The sequence below is a fragment of the Paenibacillus sp. FSL H8-0317 genome (genome assembly GCF_045040685.1).
Classification (GTDB): domain Bacteria; phylum Bacillota; class Bacilli; order Paenibacillales; family Paenibacillaceae; genus Paenibacillus.
Genome location: NZ_CP150294.1, coordinates 1,972,139 through 1,994,642, shown reverse-complemented (window position 1 = coordinate 1,994,642; position 22,504 = coordinate 1,972,139). Strand labels below are relative to the sequence as shown.

Genomic DNA, 22,504 nt, shown 5'->3' with positions numbered 1-22,504 from the left:
TCAAACATAATGTTACATCATATTCTAGTATTTTACAATATTATCAATCGAGAAAAAAAGAGCTCCACCAGCGTAATGCCAGTGGAGCTCTTCTTACCGATGCTATCGGATTTCTTTTATATTACCACAATTATCCTTTTTGATCAACGTATTTCAACAATCGGCTAACCACGGTCCCCAGCTCCTCACGAGTAACTGTTGCACCTGGACGTGTACCGTCGAAGAATCCTTTATCCGTCACTTCCTTCCACGTCGTCTCGGCCCACTTACTCGGCACGTTAACGTTTCGCTCCTGAGTCACAGACTTATCCTCCTTCGTTTTGGCCAGCCCCAGGTATGTAGCAATGCCTTGGACATGGCCATCGATAATTGCATCAATTACACTCGCTTGCTTCAACCGATCCGCGTCAGCTGCCACATCGACAAACAGGTTTTCTGTCAGGACTGCCGGCATTTTGGATTCGCGGACCATGTGAAGGTTCTGCACCTTCTGGCCACGATCTGTGCCACTTAGCTTGGCCATGATCGCCTTGTGCAGCGTGTCCTGGAGCTTAATACTGGATTGGGAAGCGGACGTATACCGGAAGGACTCAAATCCACCCTTACCACCACCCGCATTACAGTGGATGGAAACCAGAATGTCTGCACCGGCAGCGTTCGCTTTGGTTGTCCGATCGCGAAGCTCCAGGAATACGTCTGTGGATCTTGAGAGTAACACCTGTACATCCTCATATAACGATTCCAATCGATCCTTGATCCCGAGCGATACCTTTAGTGCGATATCCTTCTCCTGGATACCGTTAGCGACTGCTCCCGGATCCTTACCACCGTGTCCTGCATCGATCCATACTTTATACATTCGTACCAGCTCCTTTATCTTTGTCGTTGCCGCCTTTGCCCTTCAGAACCTCAATTGCTTGCTTAATTACTGCCGGGATAGGCGCACCCATTTTCCCGCCATTTTCTGTGATGGACAGCAGCTCATTCGCAATATAGAAAAACGCCACCGTGTCCCTGAATAAGTGGCCATCACCAAGGATGCCATCCACCAAGTGACCGACAGCCACCATGGCAAAAATAAATACCTTACGAGCGATACCGAACATCCCGATTTTGCTTCTAAGCTCCCCTGACATCCAGCCAGCAGCAACACCCGTTAGATAATCGAACACCACGAACACCAACAATACTCCCAACACTCCAGACCAACCCCCAAATAAATAAGACACCAACCAGCTACCCACGGCCAAAGCCCATTTCCCCACATTTTCCAATGTTCTATCCCCCGTCTGTCTAATATGAAAAAGCCCCCTGAGATCAGAGGGCTAAACTAACATCTGGTTGCAATTCTCATCAATCGTTTGCTTTAAGTGTATGAAACTACACTAGCTGGGTTGAATATAGAAATAGCGAACGCTCCGTTCCTAGCATAAATTCCAGAACTTCCGCTCCAGATGTATAACTGGATTTTAACTCCAGCTTCTACTGTAATGTCTTCTTGATAACTCATATACGTAGTTGTACTTCTCAAAATCCCCTTTGGCACTCCATTAACATATATCTGAGCAAAAACAGAATTGCCCCCGATTGAAGGAGTCAGGTCATAGCCTATACGATACATACCAGATGTTATATTTATTCCTACTTCGGCAACTTTAACCGGAGAAGTTTGATTTCTCTCAACAGTCAGGTTTCCACTAGCTATTAGCATCGTACCTGGACTAACTCCACCAGTATAATTACCCACTACCCCGAATATATCTACCCCCTTTTTAATGTTGTGGGCTACTAAATCAGTATCACCTAGTACAACGATATTGGAACTATAATAACCGTATTGTCTAGTCAAACTGGATGTACCTGGAGTTATGTCCCCTCCTGCTCCCCGATTCGGCATAGTACCAGCTATTCCATTTGTCGACGAATTACTAAATGTAGCTCCAGCTAACACTTGCGCTGCCGTGGCGTTACCAGTAGCCTTGATCACCCCGTCCATCTTGTTAATTAACTGTGCCCATGACTCCGATGTGGATGCCGATACACCTATGGAATTAAGCGCGGCAACCACTTCCGCTTTCCGCTCAACTCCAGCTTGAAAAGCCATTCCAACCGCTTTCTCTGTCGCGGCCACCGACTCGGACGTTCCGTCTGTCTTGCTAGACAACTGCACCTTACCTTTTTGCGTAAGCGATGCATCTGGAATGTCCATTTCATTCACCAATTCTCTTAATACCTCTACTTCTTCACTAGTAGCAACACCTTCATCAATTTTCTCAAATATTGCGTTTATCCCTACTCGGCTTACACTCTCATTCCCCAAAGGCAGGGGAAGTTTTAAACGTTTCGTTTCAATTGGCATGATTAATTCCTCCATTTTGTTGTTATTAGGTCTATACGATTTAGCTCATAAGTTGTTAAATGGTCTGAAATTGGACATAAAAATAGCGCTCCGATGTCGGAACGCCTGTTACACGATATTTCCGTTTTGGTCCATCTCTGCAGCTTCCAGCACAGCAGCCACTTTATCCCGGCTTCCTGTTGGCACTTGCTCCAGCTTGATCAAACCTTTATGGATCATCATTACGTATACAGCTAACATGGTGTCACCCCCTCTCATAAGTGCTACAGCCCAACGGATCAGTAGCCTGGCAAGTTTATTCCGCATCTGGGATCTCGCCAAGCAACATCATGTGAAGTTCCATGAGCGCCAGTTGGTTTGCATTGCTTTCTGCGGCTAACTGATCAACCTGTTTACTGAGTGCCGGACGTAGTTCCTGCGGTGCTTCTGGATCTGCTGGATCTGGATAAACGAATAATGGTTCCAGCGTTTCCAGATCGATGCGAATGATAACCCCACCGGCATCATAATCCGACTTAAATTGATCATATTCAAACTGTTCCACGCCTACAGTGTCCGGTACACGCTCAGCAAGAGTAATGTAAGACGCAAAGTCTTGATCTAGTGTTGTCTCAACGACCTCACCAGATCGCTGTCCGATCTCCTGAATCACATTGCCTGTTTCTTTGTCATAATACACTTTGGCTCCGATCTGCATATTACCCCTCCTTAGACTCCGAATGCTTCCCAAATATAATTTGTACTGCCGCGACTTACAGGCATTAAGAACCCAACATCATTCGTGTATGCTGTATATGGTGTGGATGTATTGGATCCAGATAATCTACTCACCTCAATGTTGTAAACACTTCCCAATCCACCGCCTGGGATATCATTTGCTGGCAAAGAAGATATACTTCGAGATGGGTCAATACTTAATTTGCTGGCGTCATACACCTGTGTGACCCTGCGAGGATCTGCGTCGTTGGGCCTTATAATAATTCTGGTTGGCCGAAAACTTAATCCTGATACTACAAGCGTGTTCCTCGATAGGACCCCTGAGCTGTCTGCACTCATTATAGCCCTGAATGATGCCTCCGCTGATGAAGAAACCGCAGTTCCAGAAGCGTATTTCGGACCCGTACTGATCTGCCCAATCTTTGTAGCCAATTGTGGAAATGTATCGCTGCCTGATGCTGCTACTCCCTTGCCAGTGATAGCGGCTGCGATGGCTGTTTTCCCATCACTGACAGAGGTAAAAAGGTCAACACTCCAAGCTCTCCAATTACTGCCCGATAAATGACGTTGATAGTAGTTAGATGTAGAAGAAAGTGGATTCATAACTCTTTGAATTACATATGAACCTGTACCACTTATCACTTCAACGATTAAATTAACTCCGGTAACAGGAGCGTTAACTGCCCCGAAAACAAGGTAAGTTCCCGCTTCCTTTAAATCGTTTAAATTAAAACCTTGTGGCAGAAATTTAGCGTTTCCATCTTCCTGTGTTAACGCGTGTTTCTGCCAGTCCCTTTCATCCAAATATAACTTTGATGCTGAGATCGCAGACATTCGCGCATCATTGACCGCTTTTTCTGTAGCGGCCACACTTTCTGATTCACCGTCTGTTGCATTAGACAGTTGGACGATACCCTTATCTGTGAGCGTAGCGTCATTCACAGGTGGGATAGCTGCAATTTGATCAGCCACATATTCCTCAATTTCGTCAAAGCGTTCTGGCACACCTACTCTGAGATACTGTGCATCAGGTCCGCTCATGAGTCCAGATACGCCGCCTGTCTCTGCATCAGGGATGACGTCTGTACCACCAGTGATATGGGATGATGCATGGGCACCTGGCGTTGCTTCACCTGTTGCCGTCAGGACAATCCGCTTGCCCTCGGGATCGGTTGTGACTGTAATCCCTGTACCACCAACGAAAATAACTGTATCAGACTTGCTGGAAGCTTCCACATCATTGATAACTGCAAAGGCGTTTTGATTGACCTCAGCTCCTGCAGTAATGCCGTTCAGTTTGTCGTGTTCGGCCTGTGTAACGTGCTTTACTGTATCGCCTGTATGGCTGTCCAGATTGGATTGTACGGCGTCTGTCTCTGCCTTCCGGGCAATGTCATCTGTTGCCGCTGGAGCCGCTACCTTCGCGCGGCCTGCGGTGTCACGTTGCATGAGCGTGTCAGGGGTTGCAGCGCTGGTGCTGGCATCCGATTTGAGTTTGTCAGCGGCACTTTGGAAGCCTGCGGCATTTCCCTTTGCCGTGGGATGCTCATCTGCTCCGCGTGCCTTATGTGCAGCCAGATCAGCAGCAGACGCGGCAATGGCTGCCGTCTTAGCTGCATCGGCTTTAGCCTGGGCATCGGCTGGCGTGCCTTTGGTATCCATTTCAGCCTGCACACGGTCAAAGCCGATGTTGATGTTGCCGAAATCCTCACTTATCTTTTTACTTCCTTCCAGATTCGCGTAACGGTTCGCCATTTGCTTCAGCTCCTTTCAATAGCGTGTCAACGTCCTGCCGGATTGCCCGAAGGAATGCCACCTGAGATTCAAGGGTTGGCAACGTCTCGAGCATGGCGCGGGTCACTAATGGGCTCTCACGGAAAATATCGCTGACATCCACCGATAGTTCTAATACTTTTTTTACTTTCAAAAAATACACCTCCAAAGGAAAAACCTCTCTTTTTGTCGAATGCTTAGGACGTTACGCCTAACATCGATGAAGAGAGGTTATTAGAATGATCACAAGCTACATAAGTCTTGCTATTAGCGCCATTGCTCTTTCACTGGGTCTGTACAATTGGAAACAATCACTTGTCAGATTCAGAGCAACAGTACAGTTAGAAGAGGTATTAAAAGGTTGCTGGAATGTTAAATGTACAGTCACCAATGATTCCTCACGCTCAACAAGCATAATAAAAGCGCATATCTATTCAGGAGAAGAGATGCTACATCATATTGCCGCCACCCCTATAAAGAACGGTAAATTCATGTACAAAATGGATGGGGAATCGGTTGCGATAGCAAATGAAATTGCATCTTTCCCTTTAAACTTTGCCCCTTACGAAACAAAGGTGTTTAATCGAATAGTTACATCAAAACCAGGTAATCAGAAAAGTTATTTGGTTATCCAAACAGCTAAACGAAGACTTAAAGTCAAAATAATTACATGAACAACAAAATAATGCTGATTAAAAAGGAGATAGCCGCCAGTAACAATATCAAAAATTCTCGATTTATATAATAAGGTAGATTATTCCGAAGCCACTTTTTTAATTTCATAACTCGCCACCATTTGACTTGGTGACTCCCGGGTTCATATTCTTCATGATTTCAAGCATGGTGGCCTTCGTCTGATCATTGACCCGGATCGTCACCGTTTCCCCTTTGACCCGTTCGTCATGGGCAATCAATTCCTCGCGGATAATCTCGCGTAATCGCTGTTCATCCATGCTGTTCACTCCTTTTTGGGCAACAAAAAAAGAGCCCACGCATATGGACTCTCTGTAATGTTGATATTATTTAGCTGTTAAGAGTGCTTCATCGATCATCTTTAAGTCGGCTTCGTATTTAGCAATATCCGAATCATAACCAGCTAGTTGTTTTTCAAACGCTTCAAGATTAGTAACAGGAATTCCTCTAGCCTGTAGGGCTTTTGCATCAGCAATCTCTTTTAAAATTTCTTCCCTGCCAGTTTTAGTCGGGGCAAGAATCCGATCTAAAAGTACATGCTTCTGTTCTTCAAGACTAGTCTTAGACTGTCCGACGTATTTGTTGGTTGTTTCTGTAGGAGTTTCTGTCTCAGTTCCTACGGTCGTTTCTTCATTTTGAGATGTGATGGTTATCGTTTTTCCACTCACAGATACATCAGCCCCCAATGCTTCAGACAAAGCGCGCGCCGGAACATTCGCCCTAGAATCAATAACTGCGCCCTTGTCCGAAAGTTTCTTGCCATCTACAACGATAGTGTATTCACCAGTAACCTTTTTTCCGACCACACTTTTGACCGTATCAGCAAAAGCCCCTGCCGATGTCGAAAAAATTATTCCAATGATAATTCCTCCAGCTATATATGCAACTTTGTGTGCAACCTTTTTCATATCAAAACCTCCGTAATGGTGCTATTTTCCTATTATGATACATTACGGAGTAATTGTCGTAAAGGTTTCCTAACTCTTAGTATTTGTCCGTTTATGTCAGATGGTCACTTAACCAAGATTAACGGTAGCGATGGCACTCCCATTTTGGTTAAACAACTTTAGATTTTTTGTTGTTGAGTCATATGTCATATTCACTGCATATTGACTATGTGTATGATCAATAGAAGCTTTTCCATTTATAGCAGACCAAAGAGAATTTATTTCGTTTTGGAGTCCAGATATCTGACCGATGCCCAAATTCAGCCCCGTTACACTTCCTGAGAAGTGAACTTGTCCCTGCATAACAGTCCTGCCAGACGTTGCACCTACCAACAAGCCATTGTTACCTATCACATACATGTCGCTAGCTCCTGCATAGATCAAACCCTGCGGCTGTCCGCTGGAATTATAGTACGTATGACCAGAGATATTTGCAGATGGATTAGTGCCCAAAGTGACCCGGCGTGCATTGCCAGAATCATAGAAAGTGAATCCGTTTGGATCAAGCTCTATCCGATCTCCACTGGCGGCAGTTCTTATCTTTGCACCAAGTATATCGGCACCTTCGATATAAGAACCGATAATCTGTCCACCCTCAACCCGTCCAGCTACTACTGTACCCCGGAATGTTCCGCTGGCTGCCTGGAGTGTTCCACTGAACGTACCATTAACCCCCTGCAAGGTCCCGGTGAATGTACCGCCTGCGGCTCGAAGGTCCCCCGTGAAGGTTCCACCAGCCGCCTGCAAGTTACCGCTGAACACGCCATCCACGGCTTCCAGAGTACCGTTGAATTTATATCGGTTACTTGGCAAGTCAAACCAAAGTGCCTTATCAGATCCACGGTAGAAGGTCAATTCATCTGAGTTGAAAACCGCCTTGCTTCTGTGGTCTTCCCGCTCAATGATCAATCCCTCAGTACGTGTGATGGTCGCCCCGTAATAGGACTTGCCTTCCTTGAGGGCATCCTTATTCAGCTTGTTTACTTGTTGCGTTAGGCTGCCTTCAACGATAAACTCACTGCGTTGTTCGGACACAGACGGTGCTTCCAAGCTCATCTTCAAGCCGCCTGCAAAACTGAATACTTGATGCAGGATAATGGTCTTGTATCTGACAACGCCATCCCATGGAATATTCGTATCCTGCCAAGTGGATACTGTTTCATCCCATGTCGTGCCCTCTTGCTGTTCAAACCCGATCACGTCACCCTGTTCAAGCTGTGGGTATCCTCTCGCATCCATCGTAAGAGGTAGATAGGAAAACCCATTCAGCGTTGATAGAAGGCCATTCGTGACCGCCTGCGTAGCGAATGGATTTTCTACATACAGGGTATGATTCTCATCCCCGGTACCCGCTTCATACTGCAAGCCGTCCTCCGTGTTGTATGTAACCACAACCCGCGTATACGTCTTTACCGGATTCGTTTGTTTGACGGTCACATAATCGGCCGTGGTCATATCGAACACAGGGTTTTCAGAAGCTGTGAACCGCTTGAATTTGAGCGTACCCGCTTTATCAATATAAATGCTTGCGCTATTGGCAGAAGCGATATAAGCCAGTACCTGGCGCATGGTGTATCCCGCTGGCCCTGCCTGTATGCGGTAATTGGAATTAATAACTACGCTACTGTCATACGTCCAGCCTAGCCGGTTGCAAATCTCGTTAAAGACCACTCTTTGCGTGGTCGGATACGTCAATGATGATATGTACGCCACGTCAGCCATAACCAGCTTGTCATAACAGGTGAACGTCCAGACATCATTGATCTTTTCCCGGTCATCGACAAAGAACTCGCCCAGCGGCAACCAGTCCGTCCCTGAGCCCGTCCAAGTTAAGTTCATGTCTTTCCATGGATACTGCGCTTCCAGCCACGTCAGGCCAGCCAGAGACAGGGACAGGTACGGCACGATACGTGCATTCGCTGGTATGATTTCATTTGTTCGTAACTTAATAGTCAGCTTGGAAGGAATAGACGTTCCAATCTCGAACCCTTCTGTCAGGCTCAAGCTGTTTTCAATGCTAAAATCAACAATCCTACTGCTATCGTATTCCTCACTACCCACCAGAGCCTTGACAACAAATTCCCGGTCTGGCCGTCTTAAATAATCTTTATAAAGTGGCGATATAGGAAACATCCAATCACCTCTCCGTCAGCGTCAATTTGAGCCCGTTCCAGTACATGACGCCGCCACTCATCACACTGAACGGTGCAGGCCGATTGCCGACATACATCCGTTTGGTTTCATGCTTACCTGTCATCGGATCTGGATAAGTGCAATCAAAAAACACATTGGACATGGATTGGAGGATGGAAGACATTTCTGCCCAAGTCAGCATCCCCCAAGTCATGTCTATCTGCCGTTTGACTGCTATCCGGTCCCGGTTCAAGGTTCCGTTTGCAGTACGTACCGATGAATTTTCGTCATCCAAGTCAAGCACCGTCACCTGGTACGATGAAGGATAAGCGGCAATCACTTGACCATTAATTTTGATTTCCAATCTGCATCCCTCCTATGTCGTTAATGGTGAACGGCCTTGACGCCTTGTAATGTCGTTTATTGCACTCACAGTAGCACGCCCCAGCTCCGTACCGTTGAGCTGTATGACTGTCTGTTTATCTCCGTTTCGGATCGCGTCCAGAATCAGGAGCAATATTTCCACCATCGGCTGATTGTTCCCACCGATCATGTCTTGAAGCTTGGACAACGGTGACACGACTTCTGGGTCAACGGAAGCCCCTCGGTTATCCCCGACCATGGCAAGTGTCGGCCCGTAGGCCAAACCGCCTTTTGCCAGCTTCGGAATTTTCGGGATCTGTGGTACCCCAATGTTACCCCCGCCCACTTTCTGACCAAAGACCTCAAACTCAGGAATGCTTACACTCAAGCTGTTGAATCCTTCAATGACCTTGTTAATGCCATCTATGATCAGATTCAGCGGTGCTTTGACCAAGCTGTATAAGGAATCGAATATCCCGCCAAAAATGTCTTTTACGCCTGTCCAAGCTTTGCGCCAATCACCAGTGAAGGCACCCGCCACAAAATCAATGACGCCGCCAAGTGTTTTCAGCAGTCCCTTGATAATGCCGCCAACGCTCTCGATGACCGTTGTCACGATGTTCAGTATGATGTTAAAGCCCTTCGTGAAACTTGGAGCCAGTTTTTCAATGACATAACTGATCAATGGCACGATGAACTTGTTATAGATGTCCAGCGCAGCGTTAACCAGTTTCATGACCACTTCGCCTACTTGCTTGATAATCCCCTTGAGTGTGCCGTCCCAGATTTCATTAAGCTTCTTCAAGAAAGGCTCTATGATTGGTTTCAGGATATCGTCCCAAAGCTTCTGGAACAGATTTCGTGTATTGGTCATAAACTCCGTCAGCTTCGCAAGCATTTCGGCTCCGTATTTATTCCACAAGCCTTTAATCGTCTCCAGTGTGTCCAGAACGATTTTCTTGATCAGATCGAACACAGGCTTGAGTACCGTGTTGTAAATGTCATTGATCAGCTTGACAGCCCATTCAAACGTGTTGGCTGCTTCTTTGAAAGCCCAAACCAACGTGTCTGTAAACACGGGTACCAGTGTATCAACGACCTTCGCGGCAATCGGAATGATGAATTCATTCAAGGCATAATCCACAAACGGCTTTAACGTACCATTCAGCAAGTCAGAAAATGATTTCCCGATCTGCGGAATGATGTCCAAGAACATATCCCTGAACTTCTCCAATGCTGGATTCAACGTCCCAGACCATAGATCGTTGATATGGTTGACTGCGTTGGTGAACGTCTTAGTGAACGTGTCAATGGCCCAGACCAGTGTATCTGTGAATATGGGTACCAGCGTCTCAGCAAGCACCGTAGATACCGGGATTGCAAAGTCATTCATCATGAAATCCGTGAACGGGTTCAATGTCCCATCCAGTAGGCTTTGCAGGGCTGCCGCGATTAACGGCATATTGGTAACAAAGGCGTTTTTCACCTTCTCCAAACTCGGCAACCAGACGTTTTCCCACAGCTTAATGGATTGATCCGTGGAATTCCGGAATGTCCGATCCAAGAAATCAAACGTCCATACGATCTGCTTAGCAATGACAGGAGCGAATGACTTAACGAATCCAGTAACGATTTTTGGGATAAAGTCACCCAAAATGTACTTGGCCATCGGAACAAGAACCTTGTCTTTCAGATCCAAGAACGTCTTGCCCATGTTTGATACCGATTTACGAATAGGCACCATCATATCAATGAACGGTTGCAGTGCCGGCCGCATTTCGCCCCAGCCCGAAGAGATATACGCCCAAGCTTGAGCAAAACGAGATTGTACATCTTCCAAGAATGCAGCAACCTGTTGTTTGATTGGATCGATCTCAATCGAAGGCGTGCCCAAGTCCAGATCACCAAATCCAGCCATCGCACCCAGACCGCCTATTCCAGCGCCTGCACCCTTCGCTTTCGAACCTGCATCATCCAAAGCGGACGCCGCTGATTGGGCCAGTGTATTGAGCTGATCGAATCCGGCCAAACTGCCCTTCATGTCTTTTCCGGCTTTCTTCGCCTTCTTGCCTGCCTTCTCAGCCGCTTTGCCTGTATCTTCTACAGCAGGAGCTGCGGCCGCTGCGGCATCACCCATACCGCCCATGGCATCGGTGGCCACCGTCATTCCGGCACCACCAGCGTTCACTGCATCCCCAAACACCAACTCCGTGAATGCCTTGAAATAAGCCGCCGCAACTTGTAGTTTGGCAATGATCCAGTTGAGCCCTTTCAGGATCGGAGTGAGGATATTAATAAATCCCGCACCCATTGTGCCCTTGAAGATGTTCCACTGTTCCGACATCATACGGACTTGGTTTGCCCAGCTCTGACCATTACGGGCAAAGTCACCCTGAGCATCGGCCGTAACCTGTAACAAATAGCCATACCGAAGCATGGCTTGTTCAGATTGGGTCATGGCTAACCAAGACTTTGTGATGCCCTGAGACATGGCGTAGGCTTCCATATTGACCACGGACATGTTTACGCCCAATTGCTTCAGCGGCTCAGTCTCACCGACCATACCGGAGAACACTTTGTAATACGCTTCATCATTCGTGATGTTATAAAAAGAAGCCATGTCAGCAGATAATTCCGTCAATCTAACGGACATCTGTTTCATGGCTTCACCGGAAATTCCAGAAGACTTGAGCATGGCACCCATGGTGGATGCGTACCGTTTACCGGACAACTCGGACAAACCGAATGACTCGATCAGATTCGATGACCAGTTGTTAATCTGGTTTGTCATTGATCCGAACGTGACGTTAACTACGTTCTGGACCTCGGCCAAGTCGGATGCCAGGTTAATGGCTTCCTTACCAAACTCTTTTAAGCTATTGACAGCAAAGGCCGCGGCAACGATCCCGCCCAGCTTCCTGAAGGCGCCGCCCACCAGGTTGGTAGCGGTACTGGAGATACCGTTGAGCTGCTGTTGAAAGGCTCCGTAGTTCAAGCCCAAGTCTAAATCTACGTGGCCTGCACTTGACATCTACTCACCCCCAAAGGCCCGATCCATTGCGGCTTCCAGATTCTTCATCTGCTGATCCAACTCAACAGGGTTGTCCAACTGTTTGACTGCCTGTCGTTTACGCCAATCGTTATAGATTCGGCGCTGATCTGCATTGAAACCCTTAATGGTCTTAGGGTCTTGCTCTGCCCGGATCGATACAATGCTTCCCAGCGGTGTATCTGGCATAAGACCCCCGACCAATGTACAAAACTCTTCCCATGGCATATCCCCGTGTTGCCGAATACGGATGCCGTACTGCTTGGCAAGACTAGATTCAATTAGTCCCCAATCTTCATACAGGTCATACCATCCATCAGGACTGGACTTCCCGCTGAAATCGCGCATTCGCTTCCTCATAGGTGATGTTCATCATCGCCGCAAGAACCGCCGATGCCAGTACCATGATATTTCCCATGCTCATGTCCTCGACAGCCATTTCCTTATATGCCTTTTTGCCGAATGCGCCTTCCAAGGCTTTCAGGATACCAGCAATCCCACCCGTTGACGCTTCTTCAAACGCCAACATGGCCGAAATACCGTTATTGACCGGATACAACTTATCGCCAAGCTGAATTGATGGTAGATCAGTAGAAAACTTATCTGTGATATTAATAACATTTGACATGGATGAATCCCCCTTGGTTTATGAATTATGGTGTAGTTGGTGCTTTAACAAATTCCGGCTTACCGTCAGACAACAATTCAAATTCCAGACCGTCGATGTTCGTGCTGTCACCGCCTGCTGGAGTGGTCAAGTTAATGACACAATCCATGGTCAGCTTCGCGCCGGATGGCATCGTCCATTCAAAGATGGTTTCCACACCTTGCCCTGTTTCAAGCAGCAGACCCGCAACATAATCGTTACCCGGATCACCATAGTTCCTTTTACCGGAAAAGCTGAAGGACAAGGATTTACCCGTTACCGCACGTCTCGTCCAGCCCCCTTGGTCCATCGAACTCCACTCTTCCGTATTGCCATCGATGGCTGGCGCGAAATTCTCCAGATCCTTGATCATCACCAACTCTGAATCTGTGGAAGCTCGACCCTTGATACCTACTTTGAAAATATTGTTATGAACCGGAAAAACGCCAGTTGTCGGCATTAAAATCCCCTACCTCTCGTAATAAATCGTTGTCTCAATCACGTATTCATATATCCCTGCATCATCGGTACCAACATCAATAGGCCATGGTGTCCGCATCTCAAAGGCAATAACACGATGCCCCGCAATTTCCCCATCAGAACGACCAAATAGCGTAGCATAGACCTCATGGGCCTTACGCTCCGCTGTATCTGCATTCTTGGACCAGTGAACCAAGATGGATATGGACTTGCTGGCATAGCTGGTGTTCTCCAGCCCTCCGATGGCAATGTAAGGTTGTCCGGTGTTCAGGTTGTAAATCCCAACGGACTGTTCCTTTTTCCCATCAATCTTGCCAATGTACCAATTTGGGGAATCGATCTGTGTTTTCAGCCAATCCCGAATCTCGGACAGCATCATTTGATGAACCCACCCCCGAACTTCTTGATCAGCTTTTCAAACGTCTTACGTATCCAACCCTTCTGCTCTTGTTGCCAAGCTTCCAGCCACAACCCTTGGGCGTTGGCGTTCTTATCCCTGCGGAAGTTGTATTCTGGATGCCAGTAAAGACGGCGTGCATATGGCGTGTCATACACAATCTTGACCTTGCCCTTTTTGAGCCCCGTAGTATCTACCCAGGCACTGCGTTCCAACTCACCTGTTTGTTTTGGCACGACCTGAGCGTTTGCAATCTCGGTCAGGATGCTTTCTGCTTTCCCGTTAGCGACTTGCTCCAGTGCTTTCAACGGAGCATTTGCGATGTCACGCATTGCCCTGGGATCCATCGTCACCTTCACTTTAACCATCAGCTCAGCTCCAATTCCGTAGAAAAGACGCTGCCGTCTGGATGCTGTGGCCTTGATGCACTGAATATGATTCGATCAGTCCCACCAACCCGGACAAAGCCCTCAATCAATTCTCCAGGCAAAATATCGCCCCGGATAATCACTTTGCCGGACAGTGTAACCAATCGGCGCTCCTTATCCAGCTTCTGACGCATCTTCTCGTCATAACAGGCAAGCCCGTCAAAGATTAATTCCTCGACAGGCTCCCCGTCTTCTGACAGCTTGGTGTGAAACACTTGAACCGGTGTCTTCAATATCCAATGTGGAAACGGAAACTTACCCCGCATCAACATAGCCCCCTATTCATCAGCCCGGTTGCCCTCAACAAGCTTGTAACACCTTCAGTAGTCTTAACCCCACCAGCACCTTCAACGGCCTTAAATGACACGCTGACGCTGCCTGCTGAGTATCCAGAGAGAGGAAAATCCAAGTAATCCCCATATTGGAACTGGAAATCCGCTTGCTGGCATACCGCCTTAATCACGTTCCCCCGCTGAAAGGCTGTCAGACCGTCCAGGCTACGTTGCACGATGCGATTGTAAGTCAGGCTATCTATGTGGTCGGATGCCCGACTGAGAGCCTTGTTCAAGTCCTCAGCCGGAATCATGCCGTCTCCATACAGTTCATATTCATCCGGTGTAGCGTAGGGCATATGACACCTACTTTCCGGCTTTAGTGCTTTTTGCCGATTTATCTTCAGACGGATCAACGGGCAGATCCGTTGCTTTACCCTCTGTGATATCGCCCGGCTCCAGATTAAGAACAGGTACACCATCAGGTTGGTCAACGGGATCTTTCTCAACCTCGTAACCCTTCGACTCGAACCAGCTCAGTAAATGAGGGTTGTCTGTCTCACCCACGCCATTTGCGAAAGCAACACCTGCGGACAGCCCTGTGTATTCCTTATTTGGTGCAAATACTTTAGCCATGATCTATTCCTCCCTAGGAAACTTTGATTTTACGCATTACTCCGGCTGCCTTCGTTGCTTTCAGTGCCACGGCCGCAACCATTTCCACCTCACCCGTTTTCACAGCTCCCGCAGTAGTGAAGTCAGGCAACCACGTCTGAACAGGCGCTACGCCTGCCATAGATACTCCGTGGAATCCGTCCAAACCAAGACGCATAGCGAAAAGCGGTGCTTCTCCGGCGCCATTTGTCGCTACTACAGGATCATTTGTTCCTGCTTTCTCACCCAAATCAAGCAAAGGAATGCCATTGTATGATTCAACTTGCTCTCCAAATTCATTAGTAGAGATTTGATAACGTCCAGCCAACTGAGCGCAAAGCTGAATTGCTGTAATCATGTCTGAGTTACTAGCGATAACGGAAGGTTTTCCATCCAGTTTCTTCAAGAATTTATTCAGCATGTGGAGGAATTCAACGTAGTTATCCTTAACTGCCGCAGCATTCGAAAGGTCAAGGGCTGTTCCAGGGATAAACTCTGTGCTGGAGCCTGTCAAGGCTTGGTCAAGGCCATCAAAAGCCAAAGCATCCACTGCGGAATCACCGTTAATAACCGTATCGTTGAACAGCGCTTGTGCAGCTTTGACCTTCTGTTCCATTTGCAACGTAACCTCGCTCACAATACCGCCCATATTAGCGATAACTCGGTCAATCTGGAACGTACCACCGAACACCTTAAGATCAACGGTGTGCCGTTGCTTGGTTACTTCATGGGGTACGTACTCAGTATTAATTGCACGGAACTGAGCTGTAGGTTGCGTGACTAAACGGGTATAACCGTAAGTCAATGTAGAGCCCCCACCAGTTGGGGAAACCGCATCATCAAAAGTGAGGTTTTCCAACAGAAAGTTATTCTTCCGGAATTCATCAATCACCCCAAGTGTAATTGCATCCTGTACGTTTTTCTTTGCTTCTGCCAATGTTACTGCCATTCAAATCAGCTCCTATTCTATTTTGTTAATTGTGCAGCGATCGCATCTCCCAAGGAGAGCTGTCCGCCTGCAGGTGGTTCGGTTTTGCCAGCACCTACTTTAATACCTGGTTGTTGCTGTTGTTGCTGGCCCTGCCCCTCTTCAGGCTTGAACAAATAAGCATCTGAAGTCTTCAATCCTGTCAACTGCTCATCAAGACCAACAATCTTACCATCGTCTCCAAGAACCAGCTTCGTCTTATCGATCAGACCCGTTACAACTTTCTCGTTATGAACCTTACCCGTTAATGCAGCCGTAATGGCGTTGCTGATCTTGACTTCCTTCAGATCGGATTCATATTGTGTCTTGGCTGTCTGATTCTCGGTTTTCAGCGTCTCGATCTGTTGTTTCAGATCCTCAGACAGTCCCGCAGTTTTGCCCAGGTCATCTATCTGTTTATCACGATCTGCAACGTCCTTCTCCAGCTTCTTCCTAGTCTCGGATATCTCGTTGTACTGCGATTTAGGTACAAAGTGCTTCGGTAATTCCTTATTTACGTCCCCAATAAATGCATCAATCTTCGCATCTTCCCAACCTGCTTGTTTCAACAGTTCTCTAAGCCAATCCATTTGTCATCAGCCTCCATAGATTTATATAGTTGCTCTCCAGCTAAGGGAGCGGACCGTGATGCTCCGGTCAACGAGCAATAGGCCCCAGCAGTCTCAGCTAGGGCCTTCAAACTCTTACCTTCTCCCGTTTGGGATCTCTGCGTAAATAATCATGTTCTTTCAGGTGAATCCGCAATTGGGCTTGCCACTGTCTAACCTTGGCCTTGTAATTCTCCTGGTTTCCTTCATCCACACTGCCCGCTTCCAGGCGCTTGTACTTACGTATCTGGCGTTCCATGTAGCGCTGTTTCTGCTCTGCCTGGTAGTTGGCCAAAGCTTTCTCATCATCAGCAGGCTTAGGCAGTGAACTGGTCCCCACAATGAACGTAGTCATGTTATGGCGACAGTTCGGATGGAACAAACCAGCAGCAATGGCGGTACTCAGAAGCGGATACTTGCCATCAGCTACGGTCCCGCCTGAATAAACGTCATCAATGAACACCTTGCCCTGATATGGCAGGCACAGCTTCGAACAGTTGGCGTGTGACGATATCACCACAGTTCGGATGCCGAGCTGATCCCGTTTGGCTCCCTCTCCAGCAAACACCGCACGCTGTGAAGATGTACGCAACGCCATCTCAGCATAACTGGCCACATTCACCCTTCGACCATTGGCATATGTGATGGAGTCGAAGCCCTTTTCAAGAAAATCCTTAGTGGCCCTGTCGATAGCTTGATTCAGCGAAGCAGCCCCACTGTTCAGATATACCTGGGATTTGTAGATGGTCTGTCTATACACGTCATCCGCTTGTCTCAGGATGGCATGACGGGCTAATTGCAGATTGTTCTCTGCTGCATCTGCCAGAGCATTAACCCGCTTCTCGTTCATTTTGAAGAAGCTACGGTCTGAACCATCCTCTGACTCTATATCCGGCTTTTTGCCCGTAATCTTGTTCCACAGGCCCTTGACGGTGTTCACTACACGATCAGCTCCGCGCCGCCAGGAGCCTTTGACCTCTTCCTCGGCAGCCTTCTTCACTTCCGGCTCATACTTCTTGGATATCTGGCGTGTCTCCTTGCGGTACTGCTGGATGTCTTGCAGCTTACGTTGTTGCCACTGCTCCCATTCCTTGCCTTCCTCTTCTTCGGAAAGCTCATGACGTTTCAGGTTGCGCTTCATGGACTTGATCAGATCCATTTCCATGTCAGAGAAGATTTGACGGATGTCATATCTCTTCTTCATACCTCATCCTCTTCTGGAACGTCCTCCTGTGTATCTGGTGGAGCATCACGATTCAGTGCCGGTTCCTCAAAGGTGATCCCCTGTTCATCTTTCAGGCGTTTAACCTCTTCTGCCTTCTCCTCATCCGTCCAAGTATCGCCATACATCTCTTCGACCGCACGCTCTACGCTCATTACACCGAACGTCCGGGCCTTGCCTACCGTCTCAACAACAGCATCAAATGAAGGACTAGCGTATTCACCGAACTTGACGGATGCTTCATACTCCCCTAGATTCCGTTGCAGGTTGTTATCGTGTACCCTCAGCACAATAGACACCAATTCTGGAATGACTTCATTCAAGCGTTCAATGATCTTGCTTCGGGTGTACAATGTGGCCTTCTCTTTCTCCCGTTGCGCCTCGGCATTATCCATCTTCTTCAGATCGATGCCAAGTGTTGACGGCGATACAATCCCTTGTAAGCACATATCCAATGCAGAAGCATATGACGATACGAATGCTTCATAAAGTATGGCTGGCTGCACTAAGGAAATTTGCTCTTTGGCTTCCTCGGCCATTGTCCTACCAGCCGCGATAAAGTCCATATCAAATGGATTCGGTTTGATGGGCATTCCGTTGTTTGGATCTCGGGGGAGCAGGTCTTCTGGAATGTACTTCTGAACACGCCCGGACCGGATGGCATCCCACCACTGGCTGATCACCTCGTCCAAAGCGTCAAAGCTATCTGCCTTGCTCTCATAAATAGACTTTCCACGATCAGGCCACTTGGTCGATCTGAACACAGACAGCGGTACACCCCATATGAAATCACCCGTAAATGTCGTTTCATCCAGGCCAGCCAGTTCAGGCACCATAGCCAAGGGAACCTCTTTCCCGTCCGCGCTCAGCAGCTTATAGCTGATCGTCCCTTTGCCGAATGTCTCTTCGAGCTGGTAATCCTTATCATTATGGCGGTACTCCGTGTAATAAATGATCTCTTGGAGCCTACCGCGTTCTCGTCTATATCGAACCTTATCGCCTGCGTAGAACTCAATGATCGGGTACGGGGTAATGTCGGTATCCAGCGTTACCTTGAACGCCCCATCCCCCTCTACCAGCGCTTCAATCAGGCTACTTCCCAACAACTCATCGAAGTTGTTATCCTTGGCGATCTCCTCCCAGAGCTTCGTCTGATCAGGTGTCTTCAGCTCGATCTGGTCCATATCCGAGACCACGATGTCAGACAGGCGCTCCACGATCATAGCCGGTAACCCTGAATGGATCTTCCGGATATGCCGGTTCTCACTCGGTACCGCTGCCCAGAATCGGGAACGGCTCACGTTATCTGTGACTGACTGCTTATAGAACTGTTCCAGCTCGGACGGATCTCCACGATACCAGAGCCGGTTACGCAGGACACTGGTCCGATAGCTGAACGGCTCACGAATGATGAATGACTTGTTCTCCGGTGCTGGTTGAATCCTCAATATCTTCATGACCATATTCTTGATCCACCCCATTTCTATACCTCCAGTCTCTTCTTGAACGGTTGAACGGCGTATTCGCTACTATCCAAGCAGTCCACTGGGTAACTTCCGTCATCCGTCCGCACCCATTCACCCTTCTGGCGCTCGTTCTCGTCCCAAGTGGCATTCTCTATGGCTTCAATCCAATGTTTAAGATGGGCCATAACCTTGTACCGCCCTTGGTTAATCAGAACGTTCGTCAACCTGATCCGGTCTACGATGCCCTCTTTCTTGTAAGCAGGCACTACCTGAATGTGTATCCCCCGGCGTCTAAGCTCATTAGCCAGCGCCTGCCGGAACAGTTTGTCAGCAGATTCAGCAAAAACATGGGCACACGACAAAAAGGCCGGATAGGTTTCCGACCACTCGACTATCTTCTCAACGATCTCCTTGGCGTAACGGTCATGTGTATAGCCGTTCTCCTTGCCCTGCTTGTGGTAGAAACCATCCAGCAGCATAACCGCTCCATATCGCGGCGTAAATCCAGTGAGCGTGGCAACCGTGGCGTCCGTGCCCCCAACGTCTATGCCAACCGAAAACTCAATGAACCGTTCGGCCCGTATCTGCTCCCGGGTAATGATGACATCCTTGACGGTGTAGCCCGTGTATATCCGTCCTGTAGCTGCCGTCCGTTCACCCTTAATCTCTGACTTGTACCACAGACTGGATTTGTCATAGGTTAACAGTAGTGCTTTCAGGCGCTCATTATCGATACTCAGGTTATCAAACACGGTAAAGTGTGCGTAGTTGTACCCCGCGTTCATCCCTTGCTTTAGCAACTCATCCTGAAAGTCCAAGATGTCTGCATAGAACCAATGAGCTGGAGGTTTCGGGTTAAGGTCAAAGAACAATTGCCGCTTGGTGGACGCCAACGTTCGGTCAATCACCTCTTTAACGAATGATGGATGACACTCGTTGACCTCCGTTACATAAGCCGTCCCGTAGGAGTTACCCTTGATCAATGCGGCGTTGTTTGCCTTACCCCCGCCTGCAATAATAACAATCTTCTCGCCTGTCTTGGTTTGAATGAAGAGCGCCGCACGATCCTTGTATTCACCTTCGCGGCAACGGCCCTTGAACAGCCATTGCAGCCCGAATCCATTGGAGTCTATGGCGTTCATCTTGGTGGCTGCCATACTCACACCAGCGACCAAGTGAAGCTTGTCCGGGTGAACCTCCAAGCACATGGCATAGGCAATCAGGTTAATGATGTTCTTGCCCGCACGCTTGCCGCCCTCAGCTACGTTCAGCCACGAGTCCTGGCAACGCCGGATATATTCCGACTGCTTTGTATTAAATGGAGCATAGGGGATCAGCGCTGTGTCAGTCATCGTCTATCACCCGCTCCGGCACAGGGTTGTTGATCAAGTCAGCCAATGCGGTAATTTGCTGGTTCAGGTCAAGCTTGCTGTTATCTGGAACCTTGCCCCGCATAACGGCAATACTGGCCTTGATCTGCTCCAGACGTTGCTTCTGAACCTCGCTCACCTCATCGGGGGAAGCCATCCGCAAAACATCCTCATACTTCTTAATGGAGCTACCCAGGGCCGTCCATGCAGCAGCCATGGCTTTCAGGCTGTTTGCTGATCGATCCCAAGCGAATTGGAATTCGTATTCCTGTTCAATTGGGATCTGTTCAATATTGGGTTCCTTCTTGGTTCCCGTGTTATGGACTTCGAACTTCTGTTTTTTGAGTTCCTTAATCATCTCATCCTTGCCCGTTACGTGCTGGATCTTCAAGGCACGTATAATGTTCGTGAGCTGGATGCGTATGCCTTCCCACAGGATGTCCAACGTGGAAAGCTCGGCTGTCGTGTCATAAATCTCTTGCGTTTCTTCATCATCTGGCAGAAACTTACGGAATAGACCATGCTTTACGGCTTTATCGTTGCCGTATGGGCCACCGTGCCCACCTCTATTGCCTACTGCGTTCTGATTGCCCTTGGGCGCTCCCGGGCGTGGCTCAGGCTGCTTCTCCCATTCATCAAGGCTTTTCCATTTACGAACAAGACCAGCACTGATTCCAAGCTTTTCGGCAATCTCTCCTGGCTTCATTTCCTTGCCACTGGCGAACCACATCGCTAATGCTTTCTTGCGGCCCGGGCTTCTCTCTCTCGCCATTACATAATACACCTCACCCCTGACATCGTTTATGCAATATTTATGCACGGACATGTGTTCAAAACCCGGTCTTTTGTACATATGTACTTTCCCACAACCACGCCGAAAACCCTGATTTGACAGGCTTTTTGACAGCTAACTGAATTGTGCGAATATACATAGTTTATGCATAAACCCGAAAACCCGCGCCATTACTGGATTTTTCGATTTTGCCCATTTTGATTATTTCCCGGCTTATTGCCCTCAAATGGGGCGTTTATTCATCGTTTATACAGCCATAATTGAGTCGGTTTTCTTAGAATCAGTCTAAATAGACAAACTTCTAATTCTTTTTCTTCAAATCCAACCCAAATAAAAACCATTTTTGATCCATTTAGAACCAAATTAAGTAAGTAGAGTGAAACATAACTCTATTTCTGTTGCACTGGAGAAAGTTCAAGAATCTGATTAAATCAAGCTTTGTCCCAATCCCACGTTTGAGTGCAACACTAACCGGATTGTGTAAAACTCAAACGGCGTATAGCATCATCCATGGCGTCCTGGGTGATACCCAAATACATCAGCGTTGTTGTCATATCTTCATGACCAAACATCTCCATTAGTAACGCCAGATTGCGTGGATCGTCATTATAAAGGTGATATCCCCACGTCTTCCTGAGCGAATGCACACCGATATCTGTTAGTCCGAAACGCTTGGCTATGCCGTTGATCATTTTATAGGCTGTTACTCTATGAATCGGTTCTCTTACTGCTCCTGTGATCTTCTTGCGCTGCCTACTAGGGAACAAGTAATCATCATCGTCCATATCTGCAATGTAAATCATCAGATCATCATAGATATCAGGGTGAATGATGAATTTTTTTCGCTTGCGCTTCTTGCGTTTCCGATTCTTGGTCTTTTGAGCCACATAATTGATATGCTCCTGATCCCGAACGGAAACCACTTTGAGCTGCAACAAATCTGATACACGCAATCCACTATGAACGCCCATACTAAAGAAAATGTAATTCCGGAAGTTTGTCACCTTTAGGTAATTTTTGACCTGCTCGACAACCACCTTGTCCCGGATCGGTTGAACCTCATTCATACCACCACCTCACATTATGGATATAAAAAAGCATCCAGAAAAGGATGCTTTGGTTGCGCTTATTTTGGACCTGTGTACATGGAACGACATTGTTTACAGT

28 protein-coding genes are annotated in these 22,504 nt (G+C 47.7%); 1 reads left to right on the top strand and 27 read right to left on the bottom strand.

Annotated elements, in window-relative coordinates; all coding sequences use genetic code 11:
• Positions 1-130 precede the first annotated feature (130 nt).
• From MHB43_RS09335 to MHB43_RS09305, 7 genes are all read right to left on the bottom strand, one after another.
• Positions 131-859, bottom strand: coding sequence for an N-acetylmuramoyl-L-alanine amidase (locus tag MHB43_RS09335; RefSeq protein WP_405131826.1), 729 nt, complete (start codon positions 857-859; stop codon positions 131-133).
• Positions 852-1,274, bottom strand: coding sequence for a holin family protein (locus tag MHB43_RS09330; RefSeq protein ID WP_405131825.1), 423 nt, complete (start codon positions 1,272-1,274; stop codon positions 852-854). Before MHB43_RS09330 ends, MHB43_RS09335 begins: the two co-directional genes overlap by 8 nt.
• A gap of 92 nt (positions 1,275-1,366) precedes the next feature.
• The gene (locus MHB43_RS09325) at positions 1,367-2,359 is read right to left on the bottom strand and encodes a tail fiber protein (protein ID WP_405131824.1); all 993 of its coding nucleotides are present in this window, start codon (positions 2,357-2,359) and stop codon (positions 1,367-1,369) included.
• A 108-nt stretch (positions 2,360-2,467) separates the two neighbouring features.
• The gene (locus MHB43_RS09320; protein WP_315937635.1) at positions 2,468-2,599 is read right to left on the bottom strand and encodes a hypothetical protein; all 132 of its coding nucleotides are present in this window, start codon (positions 2,597-2,599) and stop codon (positions 2,468-2,470) included.
• 55 nt (positions 2,600-2,654) lie between these two features.
• Complete coding sequence (locus MHB43_RS09315; RefSeq protein ID WP_405131823.1) at positions 2,655-3,056, bottom strand: hypothetical protein; 402 nt, start codon at positions 3,054-3,056, stop codon at positions 2,655-2,657.
• 11 nt (positions 3,057-3,067) lie between these two features.
• A complete protein-coding gene (locus MHB43_RS09310; RefSeq protein ID WP_405131822.1) occupies positions 3,068-4,831 on the bottom strand; it encodes a pyocin knob domain-containing protein in 1,764 nt (587 codons plus the stop codon).
• Positions 4,797-5,003: a hypothetical protein gene (locus tag MHB43_RS09305; RefSeq protein ID WP_405131821.1), complete on the bottom strand. Its 207-nt coding sequence runs from the start codon at positions 5,001-5,003 to the stop codon at positions 4,797-4,799. The genes MHB43_RS09310 and MHB43_RS09305 overlap by 35 nt, the downstream gene beginning before the upstream one ends.
• 85 nt (positions 5,004-5,088) lie before the next feature.
• Between MHB43_RS09305 and MHB43_RS09300 the strand changes: the two genes are divergently transcribed.
• Complete coding sequence (locus MHB43_RS09300) at positions 5,089-5,523, top strand: hypothetical protein (RefSeq protein ID WP_405131820.1); 435 nt, start codon at positions 5,089-5,091, stop codon at positions 5,521-5,523.
• 105 nt (positions 5,524-5,628) lie between these two features.
• Here MHB43_RS09300 and MHB43_RS09295 read toward each other — a convergent pair whose 3' ends face one another.
• The 20 genes from MHB43_RS09295 to MHB43_RS09200 all read right to left on the bottom strand — a co-directional run bounded on the left by MHB43_RS09295 (position 5,629) and on the right by MHB43_RS09200 (position 22,404).
• A complete protein-coding gene (locus tag MHB43_RS09295) occupies positions 5,629-5,802 on the bottom strand; it encodes a hypothetical protein (protein WP_405131819.1) in 174 nt (57 codons plus the stop codon).
• A 66-nt stretch (positions 5,803-5,868) separates the two neighbouring features.
• Complete coding sequence (locus MHB43_RS09290; protein WP_405131818.1) at positions 5,869-6,450, bottom strand: stalk domain-containing protein; 582 nt, start codon at positions 6,448-6,450, stop codon at positions 5,869-5,871.
• 108 nt (positions 6,451-6,558) lie between these two features.
• Positions 6,559-8,622 carry a hypothetical protein gene (locus MHB43_RS09285; RefSeq protein WP_405131817.1) on the bottom strand — a complete coding sequence of 688 codons (2,064 nt, stop codon included), beginning with the start codon at positions 8,620-8,622 and terminating at the stop codon, positions 6,559-6,561.
• Positions 8,623-8,626: 4 nt separating this feature from the next.
• Positions 8,627-8,986, bottom strand: coding sequence for a DUF6711 family protein (locus MHB43_RS09280; protein WP_405131816.1), 360 nt, complete (start codon positions 8,984-8,986; stop codon positions 8,627-8,629).
• A gap of 12 nt (positions 8,987-8,998) precedes the next feature.
• A complete protein-coding gene (locus tag MHB43_RS09275; RefSeq protein ID WP_405131815.1) occupies positions 8,999-12,016 on the bottom strand; it encodes a hypothetical protein in 3,018 nt (1,005 codons plus the stop codon).
• Entirely contained in the window at positions 12,017-12,382 is a 366-nt protein-coding gene (locus tag MHB43_RS09270) for a Gp15 family bacteriophage protein (RefSeq protein ID WP_405131814.1), read from the bottom strand. It abuts the gene before it with no gap.
• On the bottom strand, positions 12,351-12,662 hold the full coding sequence (locus MHB43_RS09265) for a hypothetical protein (protein ID WP_405131813.1): 312 nt from the start codon (positions 12,660-12,662) through the stop codon (positions 12,351-12,353). The genes MHB43_RS09270 and MHB43_RS09265 overlap by 32 nt, the downstream gene beginning before the upstream one ends.
• A gap of 25 nt (positions 12,663-12,687) precedes the next feature.
• Positions 12,688-13,140, bottom strand: coding sequence for a phage tail tube protein (locus tag MHB43_RS09260; RefSeq protein WP_405131812.1), 453 nt, complete (start codon positions 13,138-13,140; stop codon positions 12,688-12,690).
• Between the two features lie 9 nt (positions 13,141-13,149).
• Positions 13,150-13,539, bottom strand: a complete 390-nt coding sequence (locus MHB43_RS09255) for a minor capsid protein (RefSeq protein ID WP_405131811.1) — start codon at positions 13,537-13,539, stop codon at positions 13,150-13,152.
• Positions 13,536-13,904: a hypothetical protein gene (locus tag MHB43_RS09250; protein ID WP_405131810.1), complete on the bottom strand. Its 369-nt coding sequence runs from the start codon at positions 13,902-13,904 to the stop codon at positions 13,536-13,538. The genes MHB43_RS09255 and MHB43_RS09250 overlap by 4 nt, the downstream gene beginning before the upstream one ends.
• A gap of 20 nt (positions 13,905-13,924) precedes the next feature.
• Entirely contained in the window at positions 13,925-14,251 is a 327-nt protein-coding gene (locus tag MHB43_RS09245; protein WP_222215888.1) for a hypothetical protein, read from the bottom strand.
• A complete protein-coding gene (locus MHB43_RS09240; protein WP_405131809.1) occupies positions 14,251-14,616 on the bottom strand; it encodes a hypothetical protein in 366 nt (121 codons plus the stop codon). The genes MHB43_RS09245 and MHB43_RS09240 overlap by 1 nt, the downstream gene beginning before the upstream one ends.
• Before the next feature lie 7 nt (positions 14,617-14,623).
• Positions 14,624-14,893, bottom strand: coding sequence for a hypothetical protein (locus MHB43_RS09235; RefSeq protein ID WP_405131808.1), 270 nt, complete (start codon positions 14,891-14,893; stop codon positions 14,624-14,626).
• A 13-nt stretch (positions 14,894-14,906) separates the two neighbouring features.
• A complete protein-coding gene (locus MHB43_RS09230) occupies positions 14,907-15,860 on the bottom strand; it encodes a major capsid protein (RefSeq protein WP_076328809.1) in 954 nt (317 codons plus the stop codon).
• Positions 15,861-15,877: 17 nt separating this feature from the next.
• Positions 15,878-16,468, bottom strand: a complete 591-nt coding sequence (locus MHB43_RS09225; protein ID WP_405131807.1) for a phage scaffolding protein — start codon at positions 16,466-16,468, stop codon at positions 15,878-15,880.
• 106 nt (positions 16,469-16,574) lie between these two features.
• Positions 16,575-17,690, bottom strand: coding sequence for a phage minor capsid protein (locus MHB43_RS09220; protein WP_405131806.1), 1,116 nt, complete (start codon positions 17,688-17,690; stop codon positions 16,575-16,577).
• Positions 17,687-19,189 (bottom strand): capsid protein, encoded by a 1,503-nt coding sequence (locus MHB43_RS09215; RefSeq protein WP_405131805.1) that lies wholly within the window; start codon positions 19,187-19,189, stop codon positions 17,687-17,689. The genes MHB43_RS09220 and MHB43_RS09215 overlap by 4 nt, the downstream gene beginning before the upstream one ends.
• 2 nt (positions 19,190-19,191) lie before the next feature.
• On the bottom strand, positions 19,192-20,526 hold the full coding sequence (locus MHB43_RS09210; protein ID WP_405131804.1) for a terminase large subunit domain-containing protein: 1,335 nt from the start codon (positions 20,524-20,526) through the stop codon (positions 19,192-19,194).
• Positions 20,519-21,316 (bottom strand): phage terminase small subunit, encoded by a 798-nt coding sequence (gene terS, locus MHB43_RS09205; protein ID WP_405131803.1) that lies wholly within the window; start codon positions 21,314-21,316, stop codon positions 20,519-20,521. The genes MHB43_RS09210 and terS overlap by 8 nt, the downstream gene beginning before the upstream one ends.
• A 488-nt stretch (positions 21,317-21,804) precedes the next feature.
• On the bottom strand, positions 21,805-22,404 hold the full coding sequence (locus MHB43_RS09200; protein WP_222215880.1) for a tyrosine-type recombinase/integrase: 600 nt from the start codon (positions 22,402-22,404) through the stop codon (positions 21,805-21,807).
• Positions 22,405-22,504: the final 100 nt, after the last annotated feature.

Excerpts from the sequence above, each read along its gene's own strand:
- MHB43_RS09260 (WP_405131812.1), bottom strand. The coding sequence starts at position 13,140 with ATGCCGACAACTGGCGTTTTTCCGGTTCATAACAATATTTTCAAAGTA.
- MHB43_RS09225 (WP_405131807.1), bottom strand. The coding sequence starts at position 16,468 with ATGGATTGGCTTAGAGAACTGTTGAAACAAGCAGGTTGGGAAGATGCG.
- MHB43_RS09220 (WP_405131806.1), bottom strand. The coding sequence starts at position 17,690 with ATGAAGAAGAGATATGACATCCGTCAAATCTTCTCTGACATGGAAATG.
- MHB43_RS09200 (WP_222215880.1), bottom strand. The coding sequence starts at position 22,404 with ATGAATGAGGTTCAACCGATCCGGGACAAGGTGGTTGTCGAGCAGGTC.
- MHB43_RS09335 (WP_405131826.1), bottom strand. The coding sequence starts at position 859 with ATGTATAAAGTATGGATCGATGCAGGACACGGTGGTAAGGATCCGGGA.
- MHB43_RS09250 (WP_405131810.1), bottom strand. The coding sequence starts at position 13,904 with ATGGATCCCAGGGCAATGCGTGACATCGCAAATGCTCCGTTGAAAGCA.
- MHB43_RS09215 (WP_405131805.1), bottom strand. The coding sequence starts at position 19,189 with ATGGGGTGGATCAAGAATATGGTCATGAAGATATTGAGGATTCAACCA.
- MHB43_RS09210 (WP_405131804.1), bottom strand. The coding sequence starts at position 20,526 with ATGACTGACACAGCGCTGATCCCCTATGCTCCATTTAATACAAAGCAG.
- MHB43_RS09230 (WP_076328809.1), bottom strand. The coding sequence starts at position 15,860 with ATGGCAGTAACATTGGCAGAAGCAAAGAAAAACGTACAGGATGCAATT.
- MHB43_RS09310 (WP_405131822.1), bottom strand. The coding sequence starts at position 4,831 with ATGGCGAACCGTTACGCGAATCTGGAAGGAAGTAAAAAGATAAGTGAG.
- MHB43_RS09290 (WP_405131818.1), bottom strand. The coding sequence starts at position 6,450 with ATGAAAAAGGTTGCACACAAAGTTGCATATATAGCTGGAGGAATTATC.
- MHB43_RS09265 (WP_405131813.1), bottom strand. The coding sequence starts at position 12,662 with ATGTCAAATGTTATTAATATCACAGATAAGTTTTCTACTGATCTACCA.
- MHB43_RS09270 (WP_405131814.1), bottom strand. The coding sequence starts at position 12,382 with ATGCGCGATTTCAGCGGGAAGTCCAGTCCTGATGGATGGTATGACCTG.
- terS (WP_405131803.1), bottom strand. The coding sequence starts at position 21,316 with ATGGCGAGAGAGAGAAGCCCGGGCCGCAAGAAAGCATTAGCGATGTGG.
- MHB43_RS09235 (WP_405131808.1), bottom strand. The coding sequence starts at position 14,893 with ATGGCTAAAGTATTTGCACCAAATAAGGAATACACAGGGCTGTCCGCA.
- MHB43_RS09240 (WP_405131809.1), bottom strand. The coding sequence starts at position 14,616 with ATGCCCTACGCTACACCGGATGAATATGAACTGTATGGAGACGGCATG.
- MHB43_RS09315 (WP_405131823.1), bottom strand. The coding sequence starts at position 3,056 with ATGCAGATCGGAGCCAAAGTGTATTATGACAAAGAAACAGGCAATGTG.
- MHB43_RS09275 (WP_405131815.1), bottom strand. The coding sequence starts at position 12,016 with ATGTCAAGTGCAGGCCACGTAGATTTAGACTTGGGCTTGAACTACGGA.
- MHB43_RS09245 (WP_222215888.1), bottom strand. The coding sequence starts at position 14,251 with ATGCGGGGTAAGTTTCCGTTTCCACATTGGATATTGAAGACACCGGTT.
- MHB43_RS09325 (WP_405131824.1), bottom strand. The coding sequence starts at position 2,359 with ATGCCAATTGAAACGAAACGTTTAAAACTTCCCCTGCCTTTGGGGAAT.
- MHB43_RS09255 (WP_405131811.1), bottom strand. The coding sequence starts at position 13,539 with ATGATGCTGTCCGAGATTCGGGATTGGCTGAAAACACAGATCGATTCC.
- MHB43_RS09300 (WP_405131820.1), top strand. The coding sequence starts at position 5,089 with ATGATCACAAGCTACATAAGTCTTGCTATTAGCGCCATTGCTCTTTCA.
- MHB43_RS09285 (WP_405131817.1), bottom strand. The coding sequence starts at position 8,622 with ATGTTTCCTATATCGCCACTTTATAAAGATTATTTAAGACGGCCAGAC.
- MHB43_RS09295 (WP_405131819.1), bottom strand. The coding sequence starts at position 5,802 with ATGGATGAACAGCGATTACGCGAGATTATCCGCGAGGAATTGATTGCC.
- MHB43_RS09320 (WP_315937635.1), bottom strand. The coding sequence starts at position 2,599 with ATGTTAGCTGTATACGTAATGATGATCCATAAAGGTTTGATCAAGCTG.